Consider the following 23,013-nt stretch of genomic DNA (forward strand, 5'->3'; position numbering starts at 1 on the left):
GGTGTTGCGCGCCGTCGTCGCCGATCCCGGGCGTGCGGTGCGCGACATCGACGTCCTCTCGCCCGCCGAGGCGGGACGACTCGAAACATGGGGCCACGCAGGCACTCCCGCTCTCGAGGGTTTCGCGACCGTCGCGTCGGAGGTGACGCTGCAGATGCTGCTCGCCGCCGCGGTGGCCGCACACCCCGACCGTAAGGCCCTCGTCGACGGCAACCGCATGCTCTCCTACCGGCAGCTCGACGAGCACTCGAATCGGCTGGCGCGCTTGCTGATCTGCCAGGGCGTCGGCCCGGAATCGGTGATCGCTGTCGCGGTGCCTCGCTCGCTGCACTGGTTCGTGGTGGTCTGGGCGGTCACCAAGACCGGGGCCGGGTTCCTGTCCCTGGATCCCGCGCATCCGCTCGACCGCAATCGGTTCATGTGCACGGATTCCGGTGTGCGCCTGGGTATTACCGTCGGCGCGCATGCCTCCGGACTGCCGGCCGATGACGTGGCCTGGCTCGTGGTCGACGACCCGGCCGTCGCGACGCGCATCCGGCAGTGCCCGCCGACCGGGCTCACCGAGCAGGATCGGCGTGCGCCGCGACCGGGCAATACCGCCTACGTCATCTACACCTCCGGGTCGACCGGACAACCCAAGGGCGTCGAGGTCACCCATGCCGGGTTGGCCGCGGTGGCCGCCGCGCAACGGCGCGACTACGAGATCACCGCCGACTCCCGGGTATTGGCCGTGGCCGCACGCACTTTCGACGCCGCCCTGCTGGAACTGCTGCTCGCCGTCCCGACCGGGGCGGCGCTCATCCTGGCCCCGCGCGACGCCTACGCCGGGCCTGCGCTGGCTGCGCTGTTGCGCGAGCGCCGCATCACCCATGCCTTCCTGACCCCGTCGGTGGTGGCCTCGCTGGATCCCGAGGGCCTCGACGATCTGCGCGTGCTGACCGTCGGCGGCGAGGGCTATTCGGCGCGGCTGGTGGAACGCTGGTCGCGCACCGACGCGGCAGGCGCACGCCGGTTCTTCAATACCTACGGCCCGGCCGAGACCACGATCATCACGGCGATCAGCCGCGAACTGCGGGCCGGGGATCGGGTCGAGCTGGGCGCGGGCATCCCGGGCATCGGTGTCCTGGTGCTGGATTCGGGGTTGCGGCCGGTGCCGGTGGGCGCGGTCGGCGAGCTGTATCTGTCCGGAGCCGGACTGGCGCGGGGCTATCGGGGCCGTCCGGGCCTGACGGCGGCCCGATTCCTCGCACATCCGTTCGGCGGTCCGGGGGAGCGGCTGTACCGGACCGGGGACCTGGTGCGCTGGGTCCACGAAACCGATTCCGGAAACGGAACTTTGGTGTTCGTCGGCCGCGCCGACTTCCAGGTGAAGGTGCGCGGCCAGCGGCTGGAACTCGGCGAGGTCGAGGCCGCGCTGTGCGAGCTGGACGGCGTCGCCCAGGCCGTCGTGGTCGTGCACACCGAAGCCGAGCGGTCACGGCTGGTCGGCTATGTCGTCGCCCGCAACGGGCGGGCCCTCGATCCGGCGGCGATCAGGTCGGCGGTCGGCGAACGCCTGCCGGGCTACATGGTGCCGGAGGCGGTGCTGGTGCTCGCGGAGCTGCCGCTGACGGCCACCGGGAAGGTGGATCGCCGCGCGCTGCCCGAACCCGTCTTCGCGGCAACGGAATTCCGCGCGCCCACCGGCGCGGTCGAGGAGGTGGTGGCGGCGGTGTTCGCCGAGGTCCTCGGGCTGGAACGGGTCGGCGTGGACGATGACTTCTTCGCGCTCGGCGGCGATTCGATCGTCTCGATCCAGGTGGTGTCCAAGGCGCGCGGCCGGGGTGTGGCGTTCGGCCCGCGCGATGTGTTCGAGCAGCGCACCCCGGCACGGCTGGCGGCCTGCGCGCAGACCGTCACCGCCGGAACCGGATTGGCGGAACTGCCGGGCGGCGGTGTCGGCGAGCTGCCGCTGCTGCCGGTGGCGCAGTGGATGGTGGCGTGGGGCAAGGGATTCGACCGCTTCGACCAGCACGTGGTGCTGCGGGTACCCGAGGGTGTGAACGAGGAGGGGATGGTCGCGGTCGTCGCCGCGCTGCTGGATCGCCACGACATGCTGCGGGCTCGATTGCGGCGCACCGAGACCGGTGAATGGGGAATGCGGGTCGCACCGGCGGGTGGTGCCGAGCAGGCGTGGACCCTGCACCGGCGCGTGCTCGAACCGGGCATCGCGGTCGACACCGAGGCCGGACGACGGGCGGTGGCCGATATCGCTGCTGCGGAACTGGATTCGGCACTGGAATGGCTGGACCCGCACGGCGGGGCGATGGCGCAGTTCGTGTGGCTCGACCCCGCGGACGAGACACCGGGGTGGCTACTGGTCGTCGCCCACCACCTGGTGGTGGACGGGGTGTCGTGGCGAGTGCTGGTGCCGGATCTGATATCCGCGTTCGCCCGGGTGGCCGCGGGTGAGGCACCGGTGCTGGAACCGGTCGGGACCTCGATGCGGCGTTGGGCGCACGGTCTGGCCGAAGCCGCGGCCGACCCGATCCGCCTGCGCGAGCTGGATTTGTGGCAGTCGATGGTCGCCGGTGCGGATCCGGTGCTCGGCGGGCGGGAGCTGGATCCCGCGATCGACACCGCCGCCGCCATGGAGCAGATCGAGCTGAGTCTGCCGGAGCCGGTGACACGGGCGCTGCTGACCCGGGTGCCGACCGCGTTCCACGGCAGTGTGAACGACGGATTGCTCGCGGGATTGGCCGTGGCGTTGCGGATCTGGCGGGCGCGCCGCGGCATCGAGGAGTCGTCGGTGCTGGTGCGGCTGGAAGGGCACGGCCGCGAGGAGCAGGTTGTTCCAGGTGCCGATCTGTCGCGGACGGTCGGCTGGTTCACCTCGATGTTCCCGGTGCGGTTCGATCTCACCGGCATCGATCCCGCCGACGCGCTGGCCGGTGGGGACGCGGTGGCAGCGGCGATGTTCGCGGTGAAGGAGACGCTGCGGTCGATCCCGGACAAGGGCATCGGTTACGGCCTGCTGCGGTATCTGAACGCCGAAACCGCTGCGGCGCTGCCGGATCGGATGCCCGGCCGGATCGGGTTCAACTATCTGGGCCGGGTGACGAGCACCGACGTCGGCGTCGACGGGCCGCACGGCGGCCTGGGTGAACTGACCGCCGCACCCGACCCGGACATGCCGGTGACGGTGGCGGTCGACATCAGTGCGATCGTGATCGAGGACCGGTTGCGGGCCGGATTCCGCTTCCCGCGCAGCCTGCTTGCGGCGGCCGAGGTCCAAGAGCTCGCCGACCTGTGGCGCGAGGCACTGACCGCCATCGCCCGGCACACCGAAACCGCCGGTGCGGGTGGGCATTCCCCCTCGGACTTCGAGCTGGTGTCGCTGACTCGATCCGATGTCGCCGCACTCGACCGCACCTATCCGGCGCTGACCGATGTGTGGCCGGTGACGCCGCTCCAGGCCGGACTGCTGTTCCACGCCCAGTTGGCCGACGCCGAGGCCGAGGCGGACGCGTATGTCGCCCAACTGATTCTGCGGTTGTCCGGCGAACTGGACCTGTCCAGGCTGCGGAGCGCCGCGACCACTCTGATCGAGCGGCACGACGGATTGCGGACCGCGTTCACCACCACCGGCAGCGGCGTCGGTGTGGCGGTGGTTGCCGAGGGCCTCGAATTGCCCTGGCAGGTCATCGATCTGACCGGCCACGACGATCCCGAGCGCGGACTCGACGAGCTCGCCGCCACGGAGAAGGCGCGGCCTTTCGACCTTGCCGCGGCGCCCCTGCTGCGCTGCACCGTCGTCCGGCTCGCGGCCGAGCGTTGGGCGTTGATCCTGACCAACCATCACGTCATCCTGGACGGCTGGTCGTACCCGCTGCTGGTCGCCGACCTGTTCACCGGCTACGCCGGTCTGCCGGGACAGGCGGCCGGGTCCTACCGGGACTACCTGGCGTGGTTGGCAACCCGCGACCGCGACGTCGCCCTGACCGCATGGGCCGCATCTCTCGACGGTGTCGAACCGACACTGATCGCCGGCGACAACGCACCCGGTGGCCCGGTGGCGGAGCTGTCCCTCACTCTGGACGCCGCCGATACCCGAGCACTGACTTCGGCGGCCGCCACGGCCGGGGTCACCGTCAACACCGTCCTGCAATCCGCGTGGGCGATGCTGCTGGCGCAGCTCACCGGTCACACCGATGTGGTGTTCGGCGCGACGGTCTCCGGGCGGCCCGGTGAACTCCCCGCCGCCGAACGCACCATCGGCCTGTTCATCAATACGATCCCGACGCGGGTCCGGCTGCATCCCGCCGAACCGGTGTCCGGGCTGTGGACCCGCCTGCACCACGAGCAGGCGGCGCTGCTCGATCACCACCACCTCGGCCTGCGGGACATCCACGCGTACACCGGCATCGACACGCTCTTCGACACCCTGATGGTGCTCGAGTCCTATCCCGTCGACCTGCGCGATATCGAGCACACCGTCGGCGACGGGCAGCTCGCCCTCACCGGGGTGGACGCCGCCGATGCCACGCACTACCCGCTGTCGTGCACCGCCATGCTGCGCGAGACGCTGGGCATCCGGCTGCAGTACCGGGCCGAGCTGTTCGACGCCGCCACGATCGCGCGGCTCGGCGAGCAACTGCGGAACCTGCTGTGCACGATCGCCGCTGATCCGGCGCTGCCCGTGCGGGATATCGGCCGGGGGCAGCAGACCATCGCGCTGCTGGGTAGTGCGGAACCCGTGACTTCCCGCCCGATGCTGCTGCCCGAGCTGCTGGCCGCAGCCGTCGCCGTCGATCCGGATTCGGATGCCGTCGTCGACGGGTCCCTGCGGATCAGCTACCGGGACCTGGATGCGCAGTCGAATCGGTTGGCGCGCTTGCTGATCGGGTACGGGGTCGGACCCGAATCGGTGGTGGCGATCGGGCTGCCACGCTCCGCGGACTGGGTGTCGGCGGTATGGGCGGTCGCCAAGACCGGTGCGGCCTTTGTCTCGATCGATCCCGGCCATCCCGAGGAGCGCAATCGCTACGTGTGCGCCGACTCCGGGGTCCGTTGCTTGCTGATGCGGGGCCGTCCCGGGTTCGAGCTGCCCGGCGTCGAGACCATCGACATCGGTGAGCTGGACCTGTCGCAGATCGGCGCGGCACCGGTGACCGACACGGACCGCCGCGCTGCGTTGCATGCGGCCACGGTGGCGTATGTCGTGTACACGTCGGGCTCGACAGGACAGCCGAAGGGCGTGGAGGTTTCGCACACCGGTTTGGCGGCGCTGCTGGTCGACCATGTCCACCGCTGCGGGGTAGACCCCCGATCGCGGGTGCCGGCGGTCGCCGCCCGCACCTTCGACGCGGCGATTCTGGAGCTGCTGCTGGCCGTCTCCGGCGGCGGCGCATTGGTGATCGCGCCGCCGGATGTGTATGGCGGGCTACCGCTCTGGGAACTGTTGCACGAGGAAGACGTCACCCACGCCTTCCTGACCCCGGCCGTCGCCCTGTCCCTCGAGAGTGCCGGGCTCGACACCCTGCGCGTCGTGCTGACCGGCGGCGATCGCTGCGGGCCGCAACTGGTGTCGCGCTGGGCGGGCACCGACGCTGCGGGTCGGCGGACCGTACACAACCTGTACGGTCCGGCCGAGGCGACGATCTGGGTGACCGGCGCGCGACTGTCGCCGGAGCGGCCGATCGAGATCGGCGGTCCGATCGCGGGCACGCGGGTGGCGGTCCTGGACCCGTGGCTGCGGCCGGTACCCGCGGGCGTGGTGGGCGAACTGTACGTCGCCGGTTCGGCGGTGGCGCGCGGTTATCGTGGCCGGGCCGGGCTGACCGCGTCGCGGTTCATCGCCGATCCCTTCGGTGCCACCGGGGAACGGCTGTACCGCACCGGTGACCTGGTGTGCGAGGGTGTGGACGAATCCGGTTGCGGGACAGGCACGCTGGCGTTCGTCGGCCGCGCCGACCTCCAGGTCAAACTGCGCGGACAGCGGCTGGAACTCGGCGAGATCGAGGCCGCCCTCGCCGCCCTGCCGGGCGTCGCACAGGCCGTCGCGACGGTGCGCACGCCGCAGTCCGGAAACGGTGGGCGACTGATCGGATACGTGACCGCGGATGGCGCGGTGGATGCCGAACAGCTCCGGCGGTTGGTGGGCGAGCGACTGCCCGCCTACATGGTGCCGGACACGGTGCTGGTGCTCGACGAAATGCCCCTGACCGCAACGGGAAAGCTCGATCGCCGCGCCCTTCCCGAGCCGATGTCCACGACCCTCGAATTCCGCGCTCCCGCAACCCCGGTCGAGGAAGTGGTAGCCGAAGTCTTCGCCGAGGTGTTGGGACTGGATCGGGTGGGCGCCGATGACGACTTCTTCGCCCTCGGCGGTGATTCGATCGTCTCCATCCAGGCGGTGACCAAGGCCCGCGCCCGCGGCGTCGTGTTCGGTCCCCGGGACGTGTTCGAGCAGCGCACCCCCGCCCGGCTGGCCCTGCGCGCCCGAAACGGCATGGACCTGCCCGCCGGACTGCCGGAGCTGCCCGGCGGTGGCGTCGGGGAACTGCCGTTGCTGCCGGTGGCGCGCTGGATGGTGGAGTGGGGCACCGGATTCGACCGCTTCGACCAGCACGTGGCGCTGCGGCTGCCGCGGGCCGTCGCGGCCGCCGAACTCGCCGCCGCCGTGAGCGCGGTACTGGATCGGCACGACATGCTGCGGTCCCGCCTGCGCCGCACCGGAACCGGGGCATGGGCCCTCGAGATTGCCCCGCCCGGTGGCGTGCGCGGTGCGGATGTTCTCACCCGGCGGGTGATCGACACCGCCACCGGCCGCTGGCCGATCGCCGATATTGCGGCGGCGGAACTGAATTCGGCACTCGACCGGCTGGACCCACACGGCGGCACCATGATTCGGTGCACCCTGCTCGAACCCGCGGACGGCACACCGGGCTGGCTGCTGATCGTGGCGCATCACCTGGTGATCGACGGGGTGTCGTGGCGGGTGCTGGTACCGGACCTGCTGACGGCGCTCGAACAGCGGCAACGCAGCGGCAGTCCGGTGCTGGAACCGGTCGGCACCTCGATGCGTACGTGGGCGCACGGATTGGTCACCGCCGCAGCGGAACCGGCGCGGGTCGCCGAGCTGGATCTGTGGCGGTCGATGATCGCGGGCACGGACCCGCTGTGGGGCGGACGGGAACTCGACCCGGCGATCGACACCGCCGCCACGCTCGACCAGGTGGATGTCCGGTTGCCGGAATCGGTGACCCAGGCCCTGCTCACCCGGGTTCCGGCCGTATTCCACGGGAGCGTCAACGACGGGCTGCTGGCGGGATTGGCCGTGGCGGTGCGACTCTGGCGCGCCCGCCGGGGTCTCGACGACCCGTCCGTGCTGGTGCGGCTGGAAGGTCACGGCCGGGAGGAACAGGTGCTGCCCGGCGCGGACCTCTCGCGCACCGTGGGCTGGTTCACCACCATGTTCCCCGTACGCTTCGACCTGACCGGCATCGATCTCGACGCGGTGGCCCGCGGCGAACAAGCGGTCGCGGATGCCGTGTTCGCGGTCAAGGAAACGCTGCGGTCGATCCCGGACAAGGGCATCGGCTACGGGATGCTGCGCTACCTCAATGCCGAAACCGCTGCGGCGCTGCCGGATCGGATGCCGGGCCGGATCGGATTCAACTACCTCGGGCGCGTCGGCACCGAGGCCGGTGGAATCGACGGCGGGCTGGGCGAATTGGCGGTAGCCGCCGATTCGGCCGTACCGGTGACCGTGGCGGTCGACATGAGCGCGATCGTCGTCGACGACCGGCTGCGCGCCACCTTCCGCTACCCGCGCACCCTGCTCGCCGCGGCCGATATCCGAGAGCTGGCTGAAGTGTGGACGCAGGTGGTGACCGCCGTCGCCGCGCACGCCGACACCGAAGGCGCGGGCGGGCATTCGCCGTCGGACTTCGAGCTGGTGGCCTTGGCGCAATCCGACGTCACCGCCCTCGAACGCGCCTACCCGGCGCTGACCGATGTCTGGCCGGTGACCTCTCTGCAGGCCGGACTGCAGTTCCACGCGCAGCTCGCCGCGAGCAGCGCGAGCCCGGATGTGTATGCCGCGCAGGTGGTCCTGCGACTGTCCGGCGACCTGGACCCGGAGCGCCTCCAGGCCGCACTGACCGCCGTGGTCGCGCGCAACGACGGTCTGCGGACCGCGTTCACCACCACCGGCAGCGGTGTCAGCGTGGCGGTCGTCTGCGATCGGGTCGAAATACCTTGGCAGGTGGTCGATCTGCGAGACCAGCCGGATGCCGAGGCGGAGCTGGCACGGGTGGCGGCGGCCGAGCAGGCCCGCCGCTTCGATCTCGCCGCCGCTCCGCTGCTGCGCTGCACCCTCGCGCGTCTGAGCGGTGACCGGTGGGCGGTGGTCCTCACCGACCACCACGTCATCCTCGACGGCTGGTCCTGGCCGCTGCTGGTCACCGACCTGTTCACCCGCTACGCCACCGGCACGGACGCGGGTGTCGCGGTCGGCTCCTACCGGGACTTCCTGGCGTGGTTGGCCACTCGTGACGGGGTGGCCGCGCGGGCCGCCTGGTCGGCCGCACTCGACGGCGCGCAACCCACCCTGCTCGCCCAGCCCGCCGCCACGGCCGCCGCGACGGTGGCGGAGCGGTCGCTGGTGATCGACGCCGCGGATACCCGGGAACTGCTGGCGGTCGCGGCCGCCGCCGGGGTGACGCTCAATACCGTGCTGCAGTCGGCGTGGGCAATGCTGTTGTCGCAGTTGACCGGTCAGTCCGATGTCGTGTTCGGCACCACCGTGTCCGGGCGGCCCACCGAACTGGCCGGGGCCGACCGCACCATCGGGCTGTTCATCAACACCATCCCGGTCCGGGTCCGGCTGGATCCCGCCGAGACCGTGTCCGGGTTGTGGGCGCGGCTGCATACCGAGCAGGCCGCCCTGCTCGACCATCATCACCTCGGGCTGACCGAAATCCACGAACTCACCGGCAATGACGCCCTGTTCGACACGGCGATGGTGCTCGAGTCGTATCCGGTCGACGTCCGCGACATCCGGCGGGTCACCGGCGCGGGCAGTCTGGAACTGACCGGGGTGAGCGGCGCGGACGCGACGCATTACCCGCTGTCGTGCACCGTGATTCACCAGGACACCTTGCGGATCCGGTTGCAGTACCGGCCGGACCTGCTCGAGGTGGCCACGATCGAGGCGGTGGCCGAGCGGCTGCCGGTCGTGCTCCGGGGGCTGCGGCGGGATCCCGGCCTGCGGGTCCGCGAGGTCTCCGTGCTCTCGGATCCCGAACGCACCGCGCTCCTGGAGGATTGGGGACGCAACGAACCGACCGCACTCATGGCTGCCGCTGCGTCGGATGCCATCGGCGCGGTCCTGCCTGGGCTGCTTGCGGCCGCGGTGTCCGCGCGTCCGGACGGGGATGCCGTCGTGGACGGTGATCGGCGACTGTCCTATCGGGAACTCGACGAGCAGTCGAATCGCTTGGCACGCGTCCTCCTCGATCGCGGGGCCACCCCGGAATCGGTGATCGCCATCGGGCTGTCCCGGTCCCTGGACTGGGTGCTGGCGGTGTGGGCGGTCGCCAAGACCGGTGCGGCGTTCCTGTCCGTGGATCCGGCGCATCCTTCGGAACGCAATCGCTTCGTCTGCGCCGATTCCGCTGTCCGAATGGGCATCACGATCGCGGGGCAGGCCGGAGAGTTGCCGCGCGAGGAGGTGTCCTGGCTGGCGCTCGACAACCCGGAACTCGCGGCCGCGATCGCGGGCCGCTCGCCCGCTGCGGTGCGCGACAGCGAGCGCAACGGCGCAGTGCGGCGGGACGGCACCGCCTACGTCGTCTACACGTCCGGTTCGACGGGACGTCCGAAGGGTGTCGAGGTCACGCATACCGGATTGGCAGGCTTGTGCGACGCGCAGCGCGGGCGCTTCGGTGCCGGAGCTGACTCCCGGGTGCTGAGCGTGGCGGCGCGCACCTTCGACGCCGCGATCTTCGAACTGCTGCTGGCCATCTCGGGTGCCTCGACCCTCGTACTGTCGCCGCCGGAAGTCTATGGCGGGCAGCAGCTCTCGGAGCTCATGCGAGTTCAGCGGGTCACCCATGCCGTGTTGACCCCGACGGTGGCCGCTGCGACCGATCCCACCGGTCTCGACGATCTCGAGGTGCTGAGCGTGGCGGGCGAAGCCTGCCCGCCCGCGCTCATCTCTCGCTGGGCTGCCACCGATGTGCGTGGCCGTCGCCGGGTGCACAACCTCTACGGTCCGGCCGAGGCGACGATCTGGGTAACGGGCACCGCGGAACTGCTGGCGGGTGATCCGGTCACCATGGGTTCGGTGATCGGCGGTATGTCTGCGCTGGTGCTGGATGCCTGGTTGCGTCCGGTGCCCGCCGGTGTGGTGGGTGAGCTGTATGTCTCGGGATCCGGTGTGGCACGGGGATATCGGGGCCGCAATGGACTCACCGCCGCCCGATTCATTGCCAACCCGTACGGCGCGCCCGGAACCAGGCTGTACCGCACCGGTGACCTGGTGCGCTGGACGATAGACGAGCGGGAACGCGAATCGGGCTCGCCGACAGCACAGTTGATGTACATGGGTCGGTCCGACTTCCAGGTGAAGATCCGCGGCCAGCGGCTCGAACTCGGCGAGGTCGAGGCCGCGCTGTGCGACGTGGACAGTGTCGATCAAGCGGCCGTCGTGTATCTCGCCGGTGACAGTGCCTCCGCCGGTGGCCGATTGGTGGGCTATGTGGCGGGCCGTGCACTGGAACCCGGCGCTGTCGAACGGGCGGTGAAGCAGCGGCTGCCGCGATACATGGTGCCGGACGCCATTCTCGTACTCGACGCACTGCCGCTCAACAGCAGCGGCAAGGTGGACCGGAAGGCGCTGCCGGAACCGGTCTTCGCCGCGCGGGAGTTCCGTGCACCCGCCACACCACTCGAACAGACCGTGGCGAGCGTGTTCGCCGACGTACTGGGACGCGAGCGGGTGGGGGTCGACGACGACTTCTTCGCGCTCGGCGGAAACTCGCTGTCGGCCACCCGACTGTCCGCGCGACTGAGCGACGCGGTCGGGGTGCCGGTGACCCTGCGAGAGGTTTTCGAGACGTCGGTCGTCGGGGACCTGGCGGGCTTGCTGGCCGCCCGCGGTGCGGGCGCGGCGATGGAATACGGTGCGGCCGAGGCAAGCCGGAGTCCGCAATTGACGGTCCGCGAGCGACCCGAACGCGTGCCGCTGTCGTTCGCACAGCAGCGCATGTGGTTCGTGAACCGGTTCGCGCCGGAATCGATGTCCTACAGCATTCCCCTGGTGCTGCGACTGTCGGGCAGTGTGGACACCGTCGCCTTGTCGGCGGCGATCATGGACGTGCTGGCGCGCCATGAAGTGCTGCGGACGCGCTACCCGGAGACCGACGGCGTGCCACACCAGGTGGTGGTGCCGGTCGCCGAACTGCCGGACGCGGTGGACCTCGATCCGGTCCCGGCGATCGTCGGCGAGGCGGAACTGGCCTCGATGATCGCGGCCGTGGTGTCGTCGGGATTCGATGTGGCCGAACGGATTCCGCTGCGGGTGCGCCTGCTGGCGGTGGGGCCGCAGGAATTCGTGCTGGTGCTGGTCGTGCACCACATCAATGCCGACGGATTCTCGATGACTCCGCTGGCCCGCGACCTCGCCACGGCCTACACGGCCAGGTGCGGTGGGCGGCAACCCGAGTGGTCGCCGCTGCCGGTGCAGTACGCCGATTACGCACTGTGGCAGCGGGAGCTGCTCGGGTCGGCGCAGGATCCGGAATCCCTGTTGTCGGCACAGCGCCGGTACTGGCTGGACCGACTGCGGGACCTGCCGGATGTGCTGGCGCTGCCCACCGACCGACCGCGCCCGCCGGTGGCCTCGCACCGGGGTGCGAGGCACGCCTTCACGGTGGAGCCCGCCGTGGTGTCGGGATTGCAGCGGGTGGCGCGTGAACGCGGGGTCACGGTGTTCATGATGTTCCATGCCGCACTGGCCATTGTGCTGTCGCGACTGTCGGGCAGCGCCGAGATCGCCATCGGCACACCGGTCGCCGGGCGCGGCTCGGCCCTCCTCGACGACCTGGTCGGCATGTTCGTCAATACGGTCGTGCTGCGCACCCGGGTCGACGAATCGATGTCCTTCGGCGCCTTGCTGGACGAGGTGCGCGGCGCGGACCTGGATGCCTTCGCGCACGCGGAGATTCCGTTCGAACAGGTGGTGGAGGCGGTGGATCCGCCGCGCGGCCGGGCCCGGCATCCGCTGTTCCAGGTCATGCTCGGCTTCCACAATCTCGACGAGGTCCGCTTCGAGCTGCCGGGCGTCGCGGTGTCGGGGTCAGGAGCCGAAACCGGGGTCGAGCGTTTCGATCTCACGCTGACCCTCACCGACGCGCCCGATGACACGGGTGCGATCCCGGTCGGCATCAGCTACGCCACCGATCTCTTCGACGAGACCACCATCCACGCGCTGGCGCAGCGCCTCGACCGGGTGCTGGCCGCCGTCGCCGCCGATCCCTCGGTGCCGGTGCGCGATATCGACCTGCTGTCGGAGTCCGAGCGCACCCGGGTGATTCGCGAGTGGGGACGTATCGAATCCACGGCCACCGTCGCCGAGGCCGTCACCCTGCCCGAGCTGCTGGCCGCCGCGGCGGCCGCGAATCCCGACGGTGACGCGGTGGTGGACGCGGGACGCCGGATCACCTACCGGGAGCTCGACGCACGATCGAACCGGTTGGCGCAGTATCTGATCGGGCAGGGGGCTGGACCGGAGACGGTGGTCGCCATCGCCCTGCCAAGGTCGCTGGAATGGGTGCTGGCGGTGTGGGCGATCGCTCGCAGCGGTGCGGCGCTGGTGTCGGTGGACCCGGCGCATCCGGCCGAGCGCAATCGGTTCGCGTGCGCCGATACGGGTGTGCGCCTGGGTATTACGACATCCCACAATCGGGCCGCACTGCCCAGCGAGGTGTCCTGGATTGTTCTGGACCACCTCGACTTCGACGCGGCCGAGGGGCTGGGCGGGGTTGCCACGACGGCTCTGACCGCGCCGAATGTAGTGCCGCGGTTGGACAGTGTGGCGTACGTGGTGCACACCTCCGGCTCGACCGGCCTGCCCAAGGGCGTCGAGGTCACCCACGCCGGTCTGGCCGCCGTCGTCGCCGACCACCGGAACCGGTGCGCACCCGACGCCGAGTCCCGGGTGCTGGCGGTCTCGGCGCGCACCTTCGACGCGTCCATATTCGAACTGCTGCTCGCCGTGGCGGGCAGCGCCGCGCTGGTGATCGCGCCAGCCGACGTGTACGGCGGGCAACCCCTGTCCGAACTCCTTCGCGGCGAGCGCATCACGCACGCCATGCTGACCCCGGCGGTGGCCCTGACCGTGGATCCGGCCGGGCTCGACGAGTTCCGGATGCTGCTGGTCGGCGGCGACCGGTGTGCGCCCCAGCTGGCGGCACAGTGGTCGGGCACCGATGCCGCTGGCCGCCGCCGTGTGCACAACCTCTACGGTCCCGCCGAGGCGACGATCTGGACCACCGGCGCGGAACTGCGGCCCGGACAGCCCATCGAGATCGGCGGTCCACTGCCGGGAACCGGTGTGGTGGTGCTGGATTCGTCCCTGCGTCCGGTTCCGGCGGGCGTGGTCGGCGAGCTGTACCTGTCGGGTCGCGGTCTGGCCCGCGGATATCGAGGCCGCGCCGGGCTCAGCGCCGCGCGGTTCATCGCGAATCCGTTCGGCGCACCGGGACAGCGGCTGTATCGCACCGGCGACCTGGTGCGCTGGTCGGTGGGCGAAAACGGTTCGGGCACCGGCAGTCTGGTGTACGTGGGCCGCTCCGACTTCCAGGTGAAGGTGCGAGGGCAGCGGCTCGAGCTCGGCGAGGTCGAAGCCGCGCTGACCGCCCTGCCGCAGATCGAGCACGCCGTGGCTGTGGTGGTGCCGGGAATCGGGGACAGCGCTCGCCTGGTGGGATATGTCGTGCCCGCCAACGGATCCGGCATCGATCCGGCGGGGGTGCGCCGCTCCCTGGCCGCACGCCTGCCCGGATATCTGGTGCCCGACACCATCGTGGTGCTCGACGAGATGCCCATGACCGGCACCGGCAAGATCGATCGGCGCGCACTGCCCGAACCGGTCACGGCCGCCCCGGAATTCCGGGCCCCGGCAACACCGCTCGAGCGGCTCATCGCCGAGGTCTTCACCGAAGTCCTCGAGACCGACACCGTCGGAGCCGACGACGACTTCTTCGCCCTGGGCGGAAACTCGCTCATCGCGGTGCGCGTGGTCTCGTTGATCCGGGCCCGCAGCGGACGGCAACTCCAGATCGGGCAGCTGTTCTCCGACGCGTCCCCGGCGGCACTGGCCCGCGCTCTCGAGCACGGCCACGCCGACCTGAACATCTCCCTGGGCGTCCTGACCCCACTGCGCTCCACCGGCACGAAAGACCCACTGTTCTGCGTGCATCCGGGCGGCGGTCTCGCCTGGGTCTACGGGGCACTGGCGGGCCACCTCGACGACCGCCCCGTCTACGGCCTCCAGGACCCGCACATCGTCACCGAGGAACCGCGCCTGGAATCGGTTGCGGCCTACGCGGATCGCTACGTCCGCGAACTCCTCGACCGTTTCCCCGACACCACCTACAACCTGATGGGCTGGTCCCTGGGCGGCCAGATAGCCCACGCCATGGCGGTCCGCCTACAGGAACTCGGCCACCAGGTGGGCCTCCTGGCCCTCGTCGACGCCACCCCCGAAACCGGTGTGGGCGAGAGCTTCGAACCCACGACGCAGGACGTGACCGCCGCAGTCTCACGCATCCTCGGAGGCTGGCAGGACCTGCTGCACCTGGACGAGATCCCCGACATCGACAACCTCGACGAGTTCTACACGTTGCTGTCCAACCGCCTCGGCGAAACGGGAATCCTCACCCCCCAACAAATCCGCCGAGTCCTCGACAGCTTCTCCCGCCCCCTCCCCTACACCCCCGGCCGCTACACCGGAGAAGCCCTCCTCTTCACCGCCTCCCGAGAACCCGGCCGCGAAACCCTCACCCAAACCTGGCGCCCCTACCTCACCGGCCCCATCGACCGCATCTCCATCGACACCTGGCACACCGCAATGCTCAACCCCGACAGGGCAGCCCAAATAGCCCCACTACTGAACTCCCGTCTCGGCCGCTGACCGCATCGCGGACTCCGGAGTTACGCCTCGATACCGATCGCGGTATCGAGGCGTTTCCACATGCGCGGCAGGGTTTCCTCGTCCGGTAGGAGGTTGCCCAGGCGTGTGCGGAATTCGGGGTATTCGGTGCGGTACATGGTCATGAAGCGGGTGCCTACGCTTGCTTCGACGTTGGCGATGCGGTCGGCGACCTTGAGGATCACGGCTCGGGGGTGGGCGTTGATCTTGCGGTAGATGTCCTCGTTGCGGGCCTCGCGGGTTGCTCCCATTCCGGAGACGGCCCAGACCAATTCGGTGATCGGTGTGCCGAAGGTCGATTCCATGTCAGGCTTGGTGACATCGGTGTCCTCGAGAACATCGTGTAGCCAGGCGGATACGCCCAGTTCCTCGCCGTACCCGAAGTCCGCCAGCACCGCTCGCACCGCCGCCAGGTGCACCGAATACGGTTGCTGGCCATATTTCTGATCCCCGTGTGCCGCTTCGGCATAGCTGCGAGCGGTTGCCTCGATTCCCCCGAAATCCATACGGCCGAACCTACGGCGTGCCGGTGGTTTTCGCGAGGGCTATTCGGTGCGCATGACGGTGGTGGGCTGGTCGAGGCCGGTGGCGTAGCTGGAGGCCGCGCCGCCGATGATCGCGAGGAGGGTGGCGCGTAGGCGGTGGACTTCGGCGGGGCCGATGAGGGTGTCGAGGTGGGCGTCGAAGCGGGTGACGACCGCGAGACCGGCGTCGATGACCGACCAGCCCTTGGCGGTTGGGCGGATCAGGCGGGCGCGGCCGTCGGCGGGGTCGGGGATGGATTCGACGTAGCCGTGGGAGTCGAGGTGGCGGATCAGTTCGCCCATGGCCTGCTTGGTCATTCCGGCGCGTTCGGCGAGCACGCTCGAGCGGGTGCCTTCGGGGTCGATGACCTGGAAAACCGGGGCGTGGGCGGCGCGGATGTCGGTGAAACCGGCGGCGGCGATACCGGCGTCGAGTTCGGCGGCCAGGGTGCGGGCGGCCGCGCTGAGCAGATTGCCCAGGGGCGGTGGACGATCCGACAATGGATTAGTCAGGTGCTTGACCAATTTGACCGGTCCTCTCTACGCTTTGGTCAAGCACCTTACTATCTGGGTCGGAGGGAATCATGACCGCCCGCACCATCGCAATCACCGCTGCCGCAACGACGTTGGGAATCGAGGTCGGGTGGCTGGTGTTCGCCCACGGGAGGATCGCCTGGCTCACGGCGATCGTCGTCGCGGTCGTCGCGGCAATGGTGCTCACGCGAGCGTGCTATCGGCCCGTGGTGATCGCAGTGCGAATCCTGCTGGGCGCGTTACTACTCGGATCGGTGGCGGACCGCTTCGGGCTGCTGGGCGGGCCGGGTAGCAGCGGGGTTTCCTGGGGGATTACGCCGCCTTCACCGATTACACGCGAAAGCTCTTGCCGCACTGGGCCGAACCCCTTGCGGTACCCGCCGCGGCCGGTGCCACGGTCGTGGAACTCACGCTTGGGCTGGCGCTGGTTCTCGGGCTCGCCATCCGCTACACGGCCGCCGCGGCGACGCTCGTGCTCGCGGCCTTCGCACTCGCCATGGCCACGTCCGTCGGTGTCAGCGACATGATGTCCTACGCGGTACCGGTTTTCGCCACCGGTGCTGCTGTGATCGCCGGTCAGAGGGATTCGGCTCGGGTGATGAGGAAGTCGCGTTCGGCGGTGTTCTCGGCGTGGGTGATGGCGAGGTGATAGGCCGCTGCGGCTTCGGGGGTGCGGCCGAGGCGGCGTAGGAGGTCGGCTCGGACGGCGTGGTAGAGGTGGTGGTGGGTGAGGGGGAGGGTGTCTAGTTCGGCGAGAGCGGTTGTGGGGCCGGAGACTTCGGCGAGGGCTACGGCGCGGTTGAGGGCCACCATGGGGCCGGGGGAGTGGGCCGCGAGCTGGTCGTAGAGGGCGAGGATTTGGGGCCAGTCGGTGTCGGCGGCGGTGGGGGCGTCGGTGTGGACGGCCTGGATGGCAGCTTGGATCTGGTAGGGGCCGGGGGTGTTTCGGCGCAGGCAGTTGCGGACCAGGGTGTGGCCCTCGGCGATCAGTGCACGGTCCCAGCGCGATCGGTCCTGCTCCGGTAGCGGGATCAGGGCGCCGGTGTCGGATGTGCGTGCGGCGCGGCGGGATTCGGTGAGGAGTAGGAGGGCCAGCAGGCCCCACACCTCTGGCTCGTCGGGCATGAGTTCGGCCAGGACGCGGGTGAGACGGATGGCTTCGGCACAGAGGTCGGGGCGGGTGAGGAGGTCTCCGGCGGTCGCGGTGTAGCCCTCGGTGAAGATGAGATAGAGGACGGCGAGGACGGCATCGAGGCGGTCGGGCAGGTCGGCGTCGGCGGGGACGCGGTAGGGGATACGGGCGTCGCGGATCTTGCCCTTGGCGCGGGTGAGACGTTGCGCCATGGTGGTTTCCGACACCAGGAAGGCGCGGGCCGCCTCGGCCGTCGAGAGACCGCCCAGCAGACGCAGGGTCAGCGCCACCTGGGCGGTGCGGGCCAGCGCCGGATGGCAGCAGGTGAATATCAAGCGCAGCCGGTCGTCTCGCACCGCGCCCTCCTCGATCGGTTCCGCCTGCTCGTGCAGCAGCGCGGCCTGGGCGTACTTGTCGGCGCGAGCCGCCTCCCGGCGTAGCCGATCCACCGCGCGATGGCGGGCCGTGGTGATGATCCAGCCGGGCGGGCTCGGCGGGAGTCCATCGATCGGCCAGCGCCGCAGCGCCGTGGTGAAGGCATCCTGGACCGCGTCCTCGGCGATGTCGACATCACCGAAGACGCGGATCAGGCTGGCGACGGCGCGACCGTAGTGCTCGGCGAACACCGCCGCCACCGCCGCGGTATCGACCTCGACCGGATCGACTGCGCCGGAAGGCATCTCAGGAGTCCTGCAACGGCCGGACCTCGATCGGCAGACCGATGATCGCCGTCATTCGCTTGCCCCACACCAGTGCCTCGTCCAGATCATCGGCCTGGATGACGCTGAATCCGCCGATGTGCTCCTTGCTCTCGGCGTACGGGCCGTCGGTGACGAGCACCTCCGCCCCCTTGGCCTGCAGCACGGTCGCGGTGCTGGGCGCGTGCAACCCGGCCGCGAAAACCCAAGCCCCCGCCGCCCGCATCTCGTCGTTGAGCTGGGCCAGCTCGCCCATGATCGTGTCGAGATCCGGGGGCGGGGCGGTGCCGTCGGGCTGGTAGATGCTCAGCAGGTACCGGGTCACAGCGACTCCTCTGCGGCGGGACGATAGGTGGCCATCAGGACACCGGTCGTCGTGGTGACGGCGTCGATCAGCCGCAGCGCACCCAGCTCGACCCCGTCGAACAGGCGGGTCCCGGAACCGAGCGCGAGCGGGTGGATCGAGAGCAGATACTCGTCGATCATGCCCGCGCGCATGAGGGAACGCAGCAACTCGCCGCTGCCCAGCGCCACCAGATTCAGCTCGGGCTGCTCGGCACGCAGCGTGCGCAACGCGGTGACCGCGTCGCCGGGCAGCAGGGTGGAGTTCTGCCACGGCAGCGGTTCGGTGAGACTGCGGGAGGCGACGAACTTCTGCGTCTTGTCCAGCACCTCGGTGAACGGGTTGTCGGTCTGCTGCGGCCAGAAGCCGTAGAAGTCCTCGTAGGTGCGGCGGCCCAGCAGCAGACCGCCGCCACTGTGCGTGGCCATGTGCTCGGCCATGACCCGGCCCTGCACCGGGTCGGCGTAGCGGTGTGACCACCCGCCACCGGTGAAGCCGTGGCGGGTGTCCTCGTCGGCCCGCCCCGGCGCCTGCATGACGCCGTCGAGGGTGAGGTTGACGACCGCGACGATGCTGCCCATGTTCGCTCCTTGGATCACGCCCGGCCTGTTTGCCGGGTCATCCACTAGACGAACGGGCAGCCGCCATCACGACAGCACCGCGAAAAAAGTTCTCTCAAACCTCGAGGTTCTCTTCGATGTCCTTGAGCCGATGCCGCGCCAACGCCAGATTCCCGCGCGCGCGATCCAGTGCGACGTACATGAACAGCCCACGCGAGCGCCGCCCGCGCAACGGCCGCACCAGGTGGTACTGGCTGCTGAGCGTGATCAGAATGTCCTCGATCTCCTCATTGAGGCCGAGCTGTTCGATGGTGCGGACCTTGGCTCGCACCACCTCGGTCAGGCCGGCCGAGGCGATCTCCATATCCAGGGTTTTGCTGCCGCCGAGCATCCCCAGCGGCATCCCGCTGCCGTAGTCGACCACGCTGGCGCCGATCGCGCCGTCCAGCATCATCATGTCCTTCAGAGCAATTTCCAACTCCGCCATGGGAGTTTCCTCTCCTGCGCCGTGACGGGTCCCCCGCGCGGTGACGCTACGCCCGCCCGCATCGCGGGGTAGAGGTTTGCTGAAGAATTCCGCAAGGTATGCAATTGGCAAGGCCGCCAAGCGGATAGCGCGGCCGGGTCGCCGAAAAAGTGCGGGCGCTACCGGATCCGGCAACGCCCGCGAAACCTCCGCCGCAAGGGCTGGTCCCTACCGCAAACGGCTCAGCCGCACAGGCTTCCCGGCGCGGTGGCCGCGTCCAGGAACAGCACGGCCTCCTCCTTCTCCGACGCGCCGCCCGGCAGACCCTCCGACAGCTGCTCGCGGGTCATCCCCGAGGCCAGCGCCGAGCAATCGGCCTTGCCCAGGTCCACGGCCGCCAGCTGCTGATCCAGGTCCGGCAGCAGATCACCGTGCGCCTGCAGGTAACTCACGAACACCTGCTCCTGCGCCGTGAGCGCCCGTTCCGCCCCGGCGACCCCCGTAGCCGCCCCCACCAGCACTACCACCCCGGCAGTCAACGCCCCGAAACCCGAAGCGAGACGGCTCTTTTTACCCACGAACTCTCCTTCAACATCGAATGAACCCGGCGAGCCTAACGGGCCTCGAGCTCGGCGGCAATGTCGTCGAGGGTCGGCATGGCCGCCATCTCGGCGGCGACCTCGCCTGCCGCGGCGGCCAGGCCCGGATCGGTGATCAACCGGGTGATGTGGGCGGCGGTGATGCGGCGCGGCGGGGCGGACAGGCCGCAGCCGCGGGCCTGGATGAGGGCGGCGTTCCAGCCGCGGTCGCCGGTGTCGGGGGTGAGGATCTGCGGCAGCCCGGCGCGCAGCGCGGCGTACACCGAGCCCGCGCCACCGTGATTGATCATGGCGTCGCAGGTGCGCAGGGCGTCGCTGAGGACCGTCCAGCCGACCGTGCGGACATTCGCGGGCAAGCTGGCGTGGCCGGTGACGCCCCGGTCCGGGCGGACGATGACGAACTCGGCGTCGACCGCGGGAGCCGCGCGCAGCACCGCGGTGAGGAAGGGCGTCGGGCTGTCGCCGAGCATGGTGCTGCGGGTGACCAGGATTCGCGGGCGGTCACCCGGGGTTGCCAGCCAGTCGGGCATGGGCGGGCCGGGGGTGGAGAAGGGTACGTACTGCATGGGACGGCCCGGAATCGCGACAATGCTGGGCGGCGCGATGCTCAGGGCGAGGGCATCACGGACATCCGGGGCAGAGAGCCGCTCGAGCAGTCGCGCGCAGACCCGTTCCCCGTGATCGAGGCCGACATTGTGCAGCACCGCAGGAACTTTCAGCTGATCGGCGGCCATGGCGGCGACCGCGGCAAACGGCTCGTGCACGATCAGGTCGGGCGCGAAATGCCGGGCCAGCGCGAACACCCGCGCCCGCATCGCCGCGTTCACCGGTGCGAACACGCGGGCCGCGACCATCGGATCCGCCGAACCGAGGAGCGCGTTGCGGGCGGCGAGCGGGTGCAAGGCCAAGGCGCGGATGGGAACCCGCACACTCATCGGATCGGCGACGGTCACCGTGGGCAGCAGCTCGCGCAGCACCGACACCACCTCGTCACCCGACCCCAGCACCACCTCGTGCCCGCCCGCGCGCAGCCGGAGCGCCAGCGGCAGCAGGGGAAAGGCATGGCCGATCAGCGGCGTGGCGACGAACAGCACTCGCACCCGGAAACTCCCGTTCTCCCCGACGTTTTCCTTACCCGAGCGCGGCGGCCAGCACCGGCCAGGCCGCGGCGAGATGATCGCGCCAGTAGGGCCAGCTGTGCGTGCCCGCCGCGGTCAGGTCATAGGTGGCGGGGATGCCCAGCGTGTCCAGCCGCTGCCGGAGGATCCCGGTGCACAGCCGGGTCCCGAATTCGATGGCGCCGCCCTCGATCACCACATCCGGCAGATCGGGTGTCTGCGCGTTCTCGTGCTCGCCGGGCAGCCCGGACGCCGCGTAGAAGTAGAGGGCCTTGCCGCGCAGGGCGTCCGCGTGGGCCAGCACATCGTGTGCGGCCCAATCGGAATCGTTGGCAGACCCCCACATATCGTCCGGGTTCGAGCCGTCGCTGCTGACGATATAGCGCAACTCCGCCTGCCCGATCGCGTCGGCGGTGTCGTAGCAGCCGCTCAGGGCGGCCACCCCGGAATACAGGTCGCCGGAGCGCTCGGCCAGCATCATGGCGGCCTGCGCGCCCATGGAGATGCCCACGATGGCATGGCGGCCGTCGCCGTCGAAACGGGCGTCCAGCAGCGGGGGCAGCTCGCGGGTCAACAGGGTCTCCCAACGCTGTTGCCCGCGTACCGGATCCACGCGCTGCCAATCGGTGTAGTAACTGCCCGCGCCGCCGACCGGGAGCACGACGGTGACATCCTTGTCGGCGAAGAAATCGACCGCGCCGCCCTGGAAGGTCCAGTCGTTCTGGTCCGGTCGCGCGGAATCGATGCCTTCGAGCAGGTACACCGACGGGTGGCGAACCGTGCGATGCGCGGGCAGCAGCACGTCGATCTGCACCGTGCCCGCCATCGCAGGGGAGTCGACGAACACCTGCAACCAGCGATCGGTGACCGCGACGATGTGATCGATGCGGGCGGTTTCGGCGTGCGCGTTCACCGGCAGGCCCGCGGCCCCCAGAAGTAGCGCCAGCAGCGCGACCCACTTCATCGATCGCCTCCCGGCAGGTACTGCCAGACGAGCTCGCCACCGCGCACCGCGTGTGCCCGGCGTAGCAGTTCTCGCACCGCGGTCTCGCCACCCAAAGCCATTGTTTGCGTGCGATATTCGCCCACCGCCTGGAGCTTGGCGGATTCCGCCGCGTCGTCGAGCGGGGAGGCCGACATTCGCCATTGCTCGGGCTGCACGGTCAGTTCGGCGAGCGTGGTGGGGTCCGGTCCACGCGCTAGCAGGGAAGTGGCCTCGAGCTCGAACCCGGCGCGCGGGCTCGCCCAGGCGGGCGCGGAACGGTAAGGGAAGGGCCGTAACCGGGCGACGGGATGGCGGCGGCGGTTGTGTTCGGACAGGGCGTTGAAGTCCTCGTAGAACAGGATGCCTGGCCGCTCGCGCGCGGCGCGCAGCGCGCCCAGCGCCACGATCACATGGTCGACGTGATTGCCGATTCCCAAGGGGGCCAGCACGATCGTGCCCGGGGCCTGCGCGATCCGCAGGATCGCGCGCCGGACGGTCTCCGGGTACGCGCCGCGCGCCAGGTCGGCGGAGGTGCGGAACAGCGGCAGGGGTCCGCGTGTCGGCGGATCACGGAAGAGCCGTTCGGACAACCCGAGTCGGGCCGACCGGGCTCCCAGCAGCGCCAGTGCCCGATCATCCTCCCCGACGCGCGGCCCATAGTCGGAGAAGGCCCGCATCCGGACACCGCCCGCGAGAGCGGCTCCCGCCGCGGAGAACACGGTCAGCACTTCGACGGTCTGTCCCCGCCCGGCCCGCGTCGCGATCAGTCCGCCGAGCGCCAGCACCGCGTCGTCGAAATGCGGTGACACCACCACAATGCGGCTCGCGGCATCGAGCATCCCGGAAACGTCCATC

General features: G+C 70.1%; 13 protein-coding genes (1 of these 13 running past the window's edge). 2 read left to right on the forward strand and 11 right to left on the reverse strand.

Annotation, left to right across the window (positions count from 1 at the left end):
• Positions 1 to 15,181: the 3' portion of a non-ribosomal peptide synthase/polyketide synthase gene (locus ACYVN4_RS34415; protein WP_460726364.1), read on the forward strand. The gene continues 13,193 nt to the left of window position 1, outside the view; the window shows 15,181 of its 28,374 coding nt (coding positions 13,194-28,374); its start codon lies off the left edge, out of view; it ends in the stop codon at positions 15,179 to 15,181.
• 20 nt (positions 15,182 to 15,201) lie between these two features.
• On the opposite strand, the gene ACYVN4_RS34420 is transcribed toward ACYVN4_RS34415, so the two are convergent.
• From ACYVN4_RS34420 to ACYVN4_RS34430, 3 genes are read right to left on the reverse strand one after another with little or no spacing between them, the layout of a single operon-like run.
• Positions 15,202 to 15,705 (reverse strand): HD domain-containing protein, encoded by a 504-nt coding sequence (locus tag ACYVN4_RS34420; protein WP_460726366.1) that lies wholly within the window; start codon positions 15,703 to 15,705, stop codon positions 15,202 to 15,204.
• 39 nt (positions 15,706 to 15,744) lie between these two features.
• Positions 15,745 to 16,224, reverse strand: a complete 480-nt coding sequence (locus tag ACYVN4_RS34425; protein WP_460726368.1) for a MarR family winged helix-turn-helix transcriptional regulator — start codon at positions 16,222 to 16,224, stop codon at positions 15,745 to 15,747.
• A gap of 4 nt (positions 16,225 to 16,228) precedes the next feature.
• Positions 16,229 to 16,444, reverse strand: a complete 216-nt coding sequence (locus tag ACYVN4_RS34430; RefSeq protein ID WP_460726370.1) for a hypothetical protein — start codon at positions 16,442 to 16,444, stop codon at positions 16,229 to 16,231.
• A 213-nt stretch (positions 16,445 to 16,657) separates the two neighbouring features.
• On the opposite strand from ACYVN4_RS34430, the gene ACYVN4_RS34435 reads away from it, so the two are divergent.
• The gene (locus tag ACYVN4_RS34435) at positions 16,658 to 16,906 is read left to right on the forward strand and encodes a hypothetical protein (protein WP_460726372.1); all 249 of its coding nucleotides are present in this window, start codon (positions 16,658 to 16,660) and stop codon (positions 16,904 to 16,906) included.
• Here ACYVN4_RS34435 and ACYVN4_RS34440 read toward each other — a convergent pair.
• The 8 genes from ACYVN4_RS34440 to ACYVN4_RS34475 form a co-directional block, all read right to left on the reverse strand.
• Positions 16,834 to 18,069, reverse strand: a complete 1,236-nt coding sequence (locus tag ACYVN4_RS34440) for an RNA polymerase sigma factor (RefSeq protein WP_460726374.1) — start codon at positions 18,067 to 18,069, stop codon at positions 16,834 to 16,836. The two genes, ACYVN4_RS34435 and ACYVN4_RS34440, sit on opposite strands and share 73 nt — an antisense overlap.
• A gap of 1 nt (position 18,070) precedes the next feature.
• On the reverse strand, positions 18,071 to 18,412 hold the full coding sequence (locus tag ACYVN4_RS34445; RefSeq protein WP_460726376.1) for a YciI family protein: 342 nt from the start codon (positions 18,410 to 18,412) through the stop codon (positions 18,071 to 18,073).
• Entirely contained in the window at positions 18,409 to 19,011 is a 603-nt protein-coding gene (locus ACYVN4_RS34450; protein WP_460726378.1) for a dihydrofolate reductase family protein, read from the reverse strand. The genes ACYVN4_RS34445 and ACYVN4_RS34450 overlap by 4 nt, the downstream gene beginning before the upstream one ends.
• Before the next feature lie 94 nt (positions 19,012 to 19,105).
• Entirely contained in the window at positions 19,106 to 19,477 is a 372-nt protein-coding gene (locus tag ACYVN4_RS34455) for a hypothetical protein (RefSeq protein WP_460726380.1), read from the reverse strand.
• A 221-nt stretch (positions 19,478 to 19,698) separates the two neighbouring features.
• On the reverse strand, positions 19,699 to 20,034 hold the full coding sequence (locus tag ACYVN4_RS34460; protein ID WP_379355638.1) for a hypothetical protein: 336 nt from the start codon (positions 20,032 to 20,034) through the stop codon (positions 19,699 to 19,701).
• A gap of 35 nt (positions 20,035 to 20,069) precedes the next feature.
• Positions 20,070 to 21,155, reverse strand: coding sequence for a glycosyltransferase (locus ACYVN4_RS34465; protein ID WP_460726383.1), 1,086 nt, complete (start codon positions 21,153 to 21,155; stop codon positions 20,070 to 20,072).
• Between the two features lie 31 nt (positions 21,156 to 21,186).
• Positions 21,187 to 22,137 carry an alpha/beta hydrolase gene (locus tag ACYVN4_RS34470; protein ID WP_460726385.1) on the reverse strand — a complete coding sequence of 317 codons (951 nt, stop codon included), beginning with the start codon at positions 22,135 to 22,137 and terminating at the stop codon, positions 21,187 to 21,189.
• Positions 22,134 to 23,012, reverse strand: a complete 879-nt coding sequence (locus ACYVN4_RS34475; protein WP_460726387.1) for a PIG-L deacetylase family protein — start codon at positions 23,010 to 23,012, stop codon at positions 22,134 to 22,136. The genes ACYVN4_RS34470 and ACYVN4_RS34475 overlap by 4 nt, the downstream gene beginning before the upstream one ends.
• Between the last annotated feature and the right edge of the window lies 1 nt (position 23,013).

This window comes from Nocardia heshunensis (genome assembly GCF_054782115.1).

Coding starts and splice junctions, on each gene's coding strand:
- ACYVN4_RS34420 (WP_460726366.1), bottom strand. CDS start 15,705: ATGGATTTCGGGGGAATCGAGGCAACCGCTCGCAGCTATGCCGAAGCG.
- ACYVN4_RS34440 (WP_460726374.1), bottom strand. CDS start 18,069: ATGCCTTCCGGCGCAGTCGATCCGGTCGAGGTCGATACCGCGGCGGTG.
- ACYVN4_RS34450 (WP_460726378.1), bottom strand. CDS start 19,011: ATGGGCAGCATCGTCGCGGTCGTCAACCTCACCCTCGACGGCGTCATG.
- ACYVN4_RS34455 (WP_460726380.1), bottom strand. CDS start 19,477: ATGGCGGAGTTGGAAATTGCTCTGAAGGACATGATGATGCTGGACGGC.
- ACYVN4_RS34470 (WP_460726385.1), bottom strand. CDS start 22,137: ATGAAGTGGGTCGCGCTGCTGGCGCTACTTCTGGGGGCCGCGGGCCTG.
- ACYVN4_RS34475 (WP_460726387.1), bottom strand. CDS start 23,012: ATGGACGTTTCCGGGATGCTCGATGCCGCGAGCCGCATTGTGGTGGTG.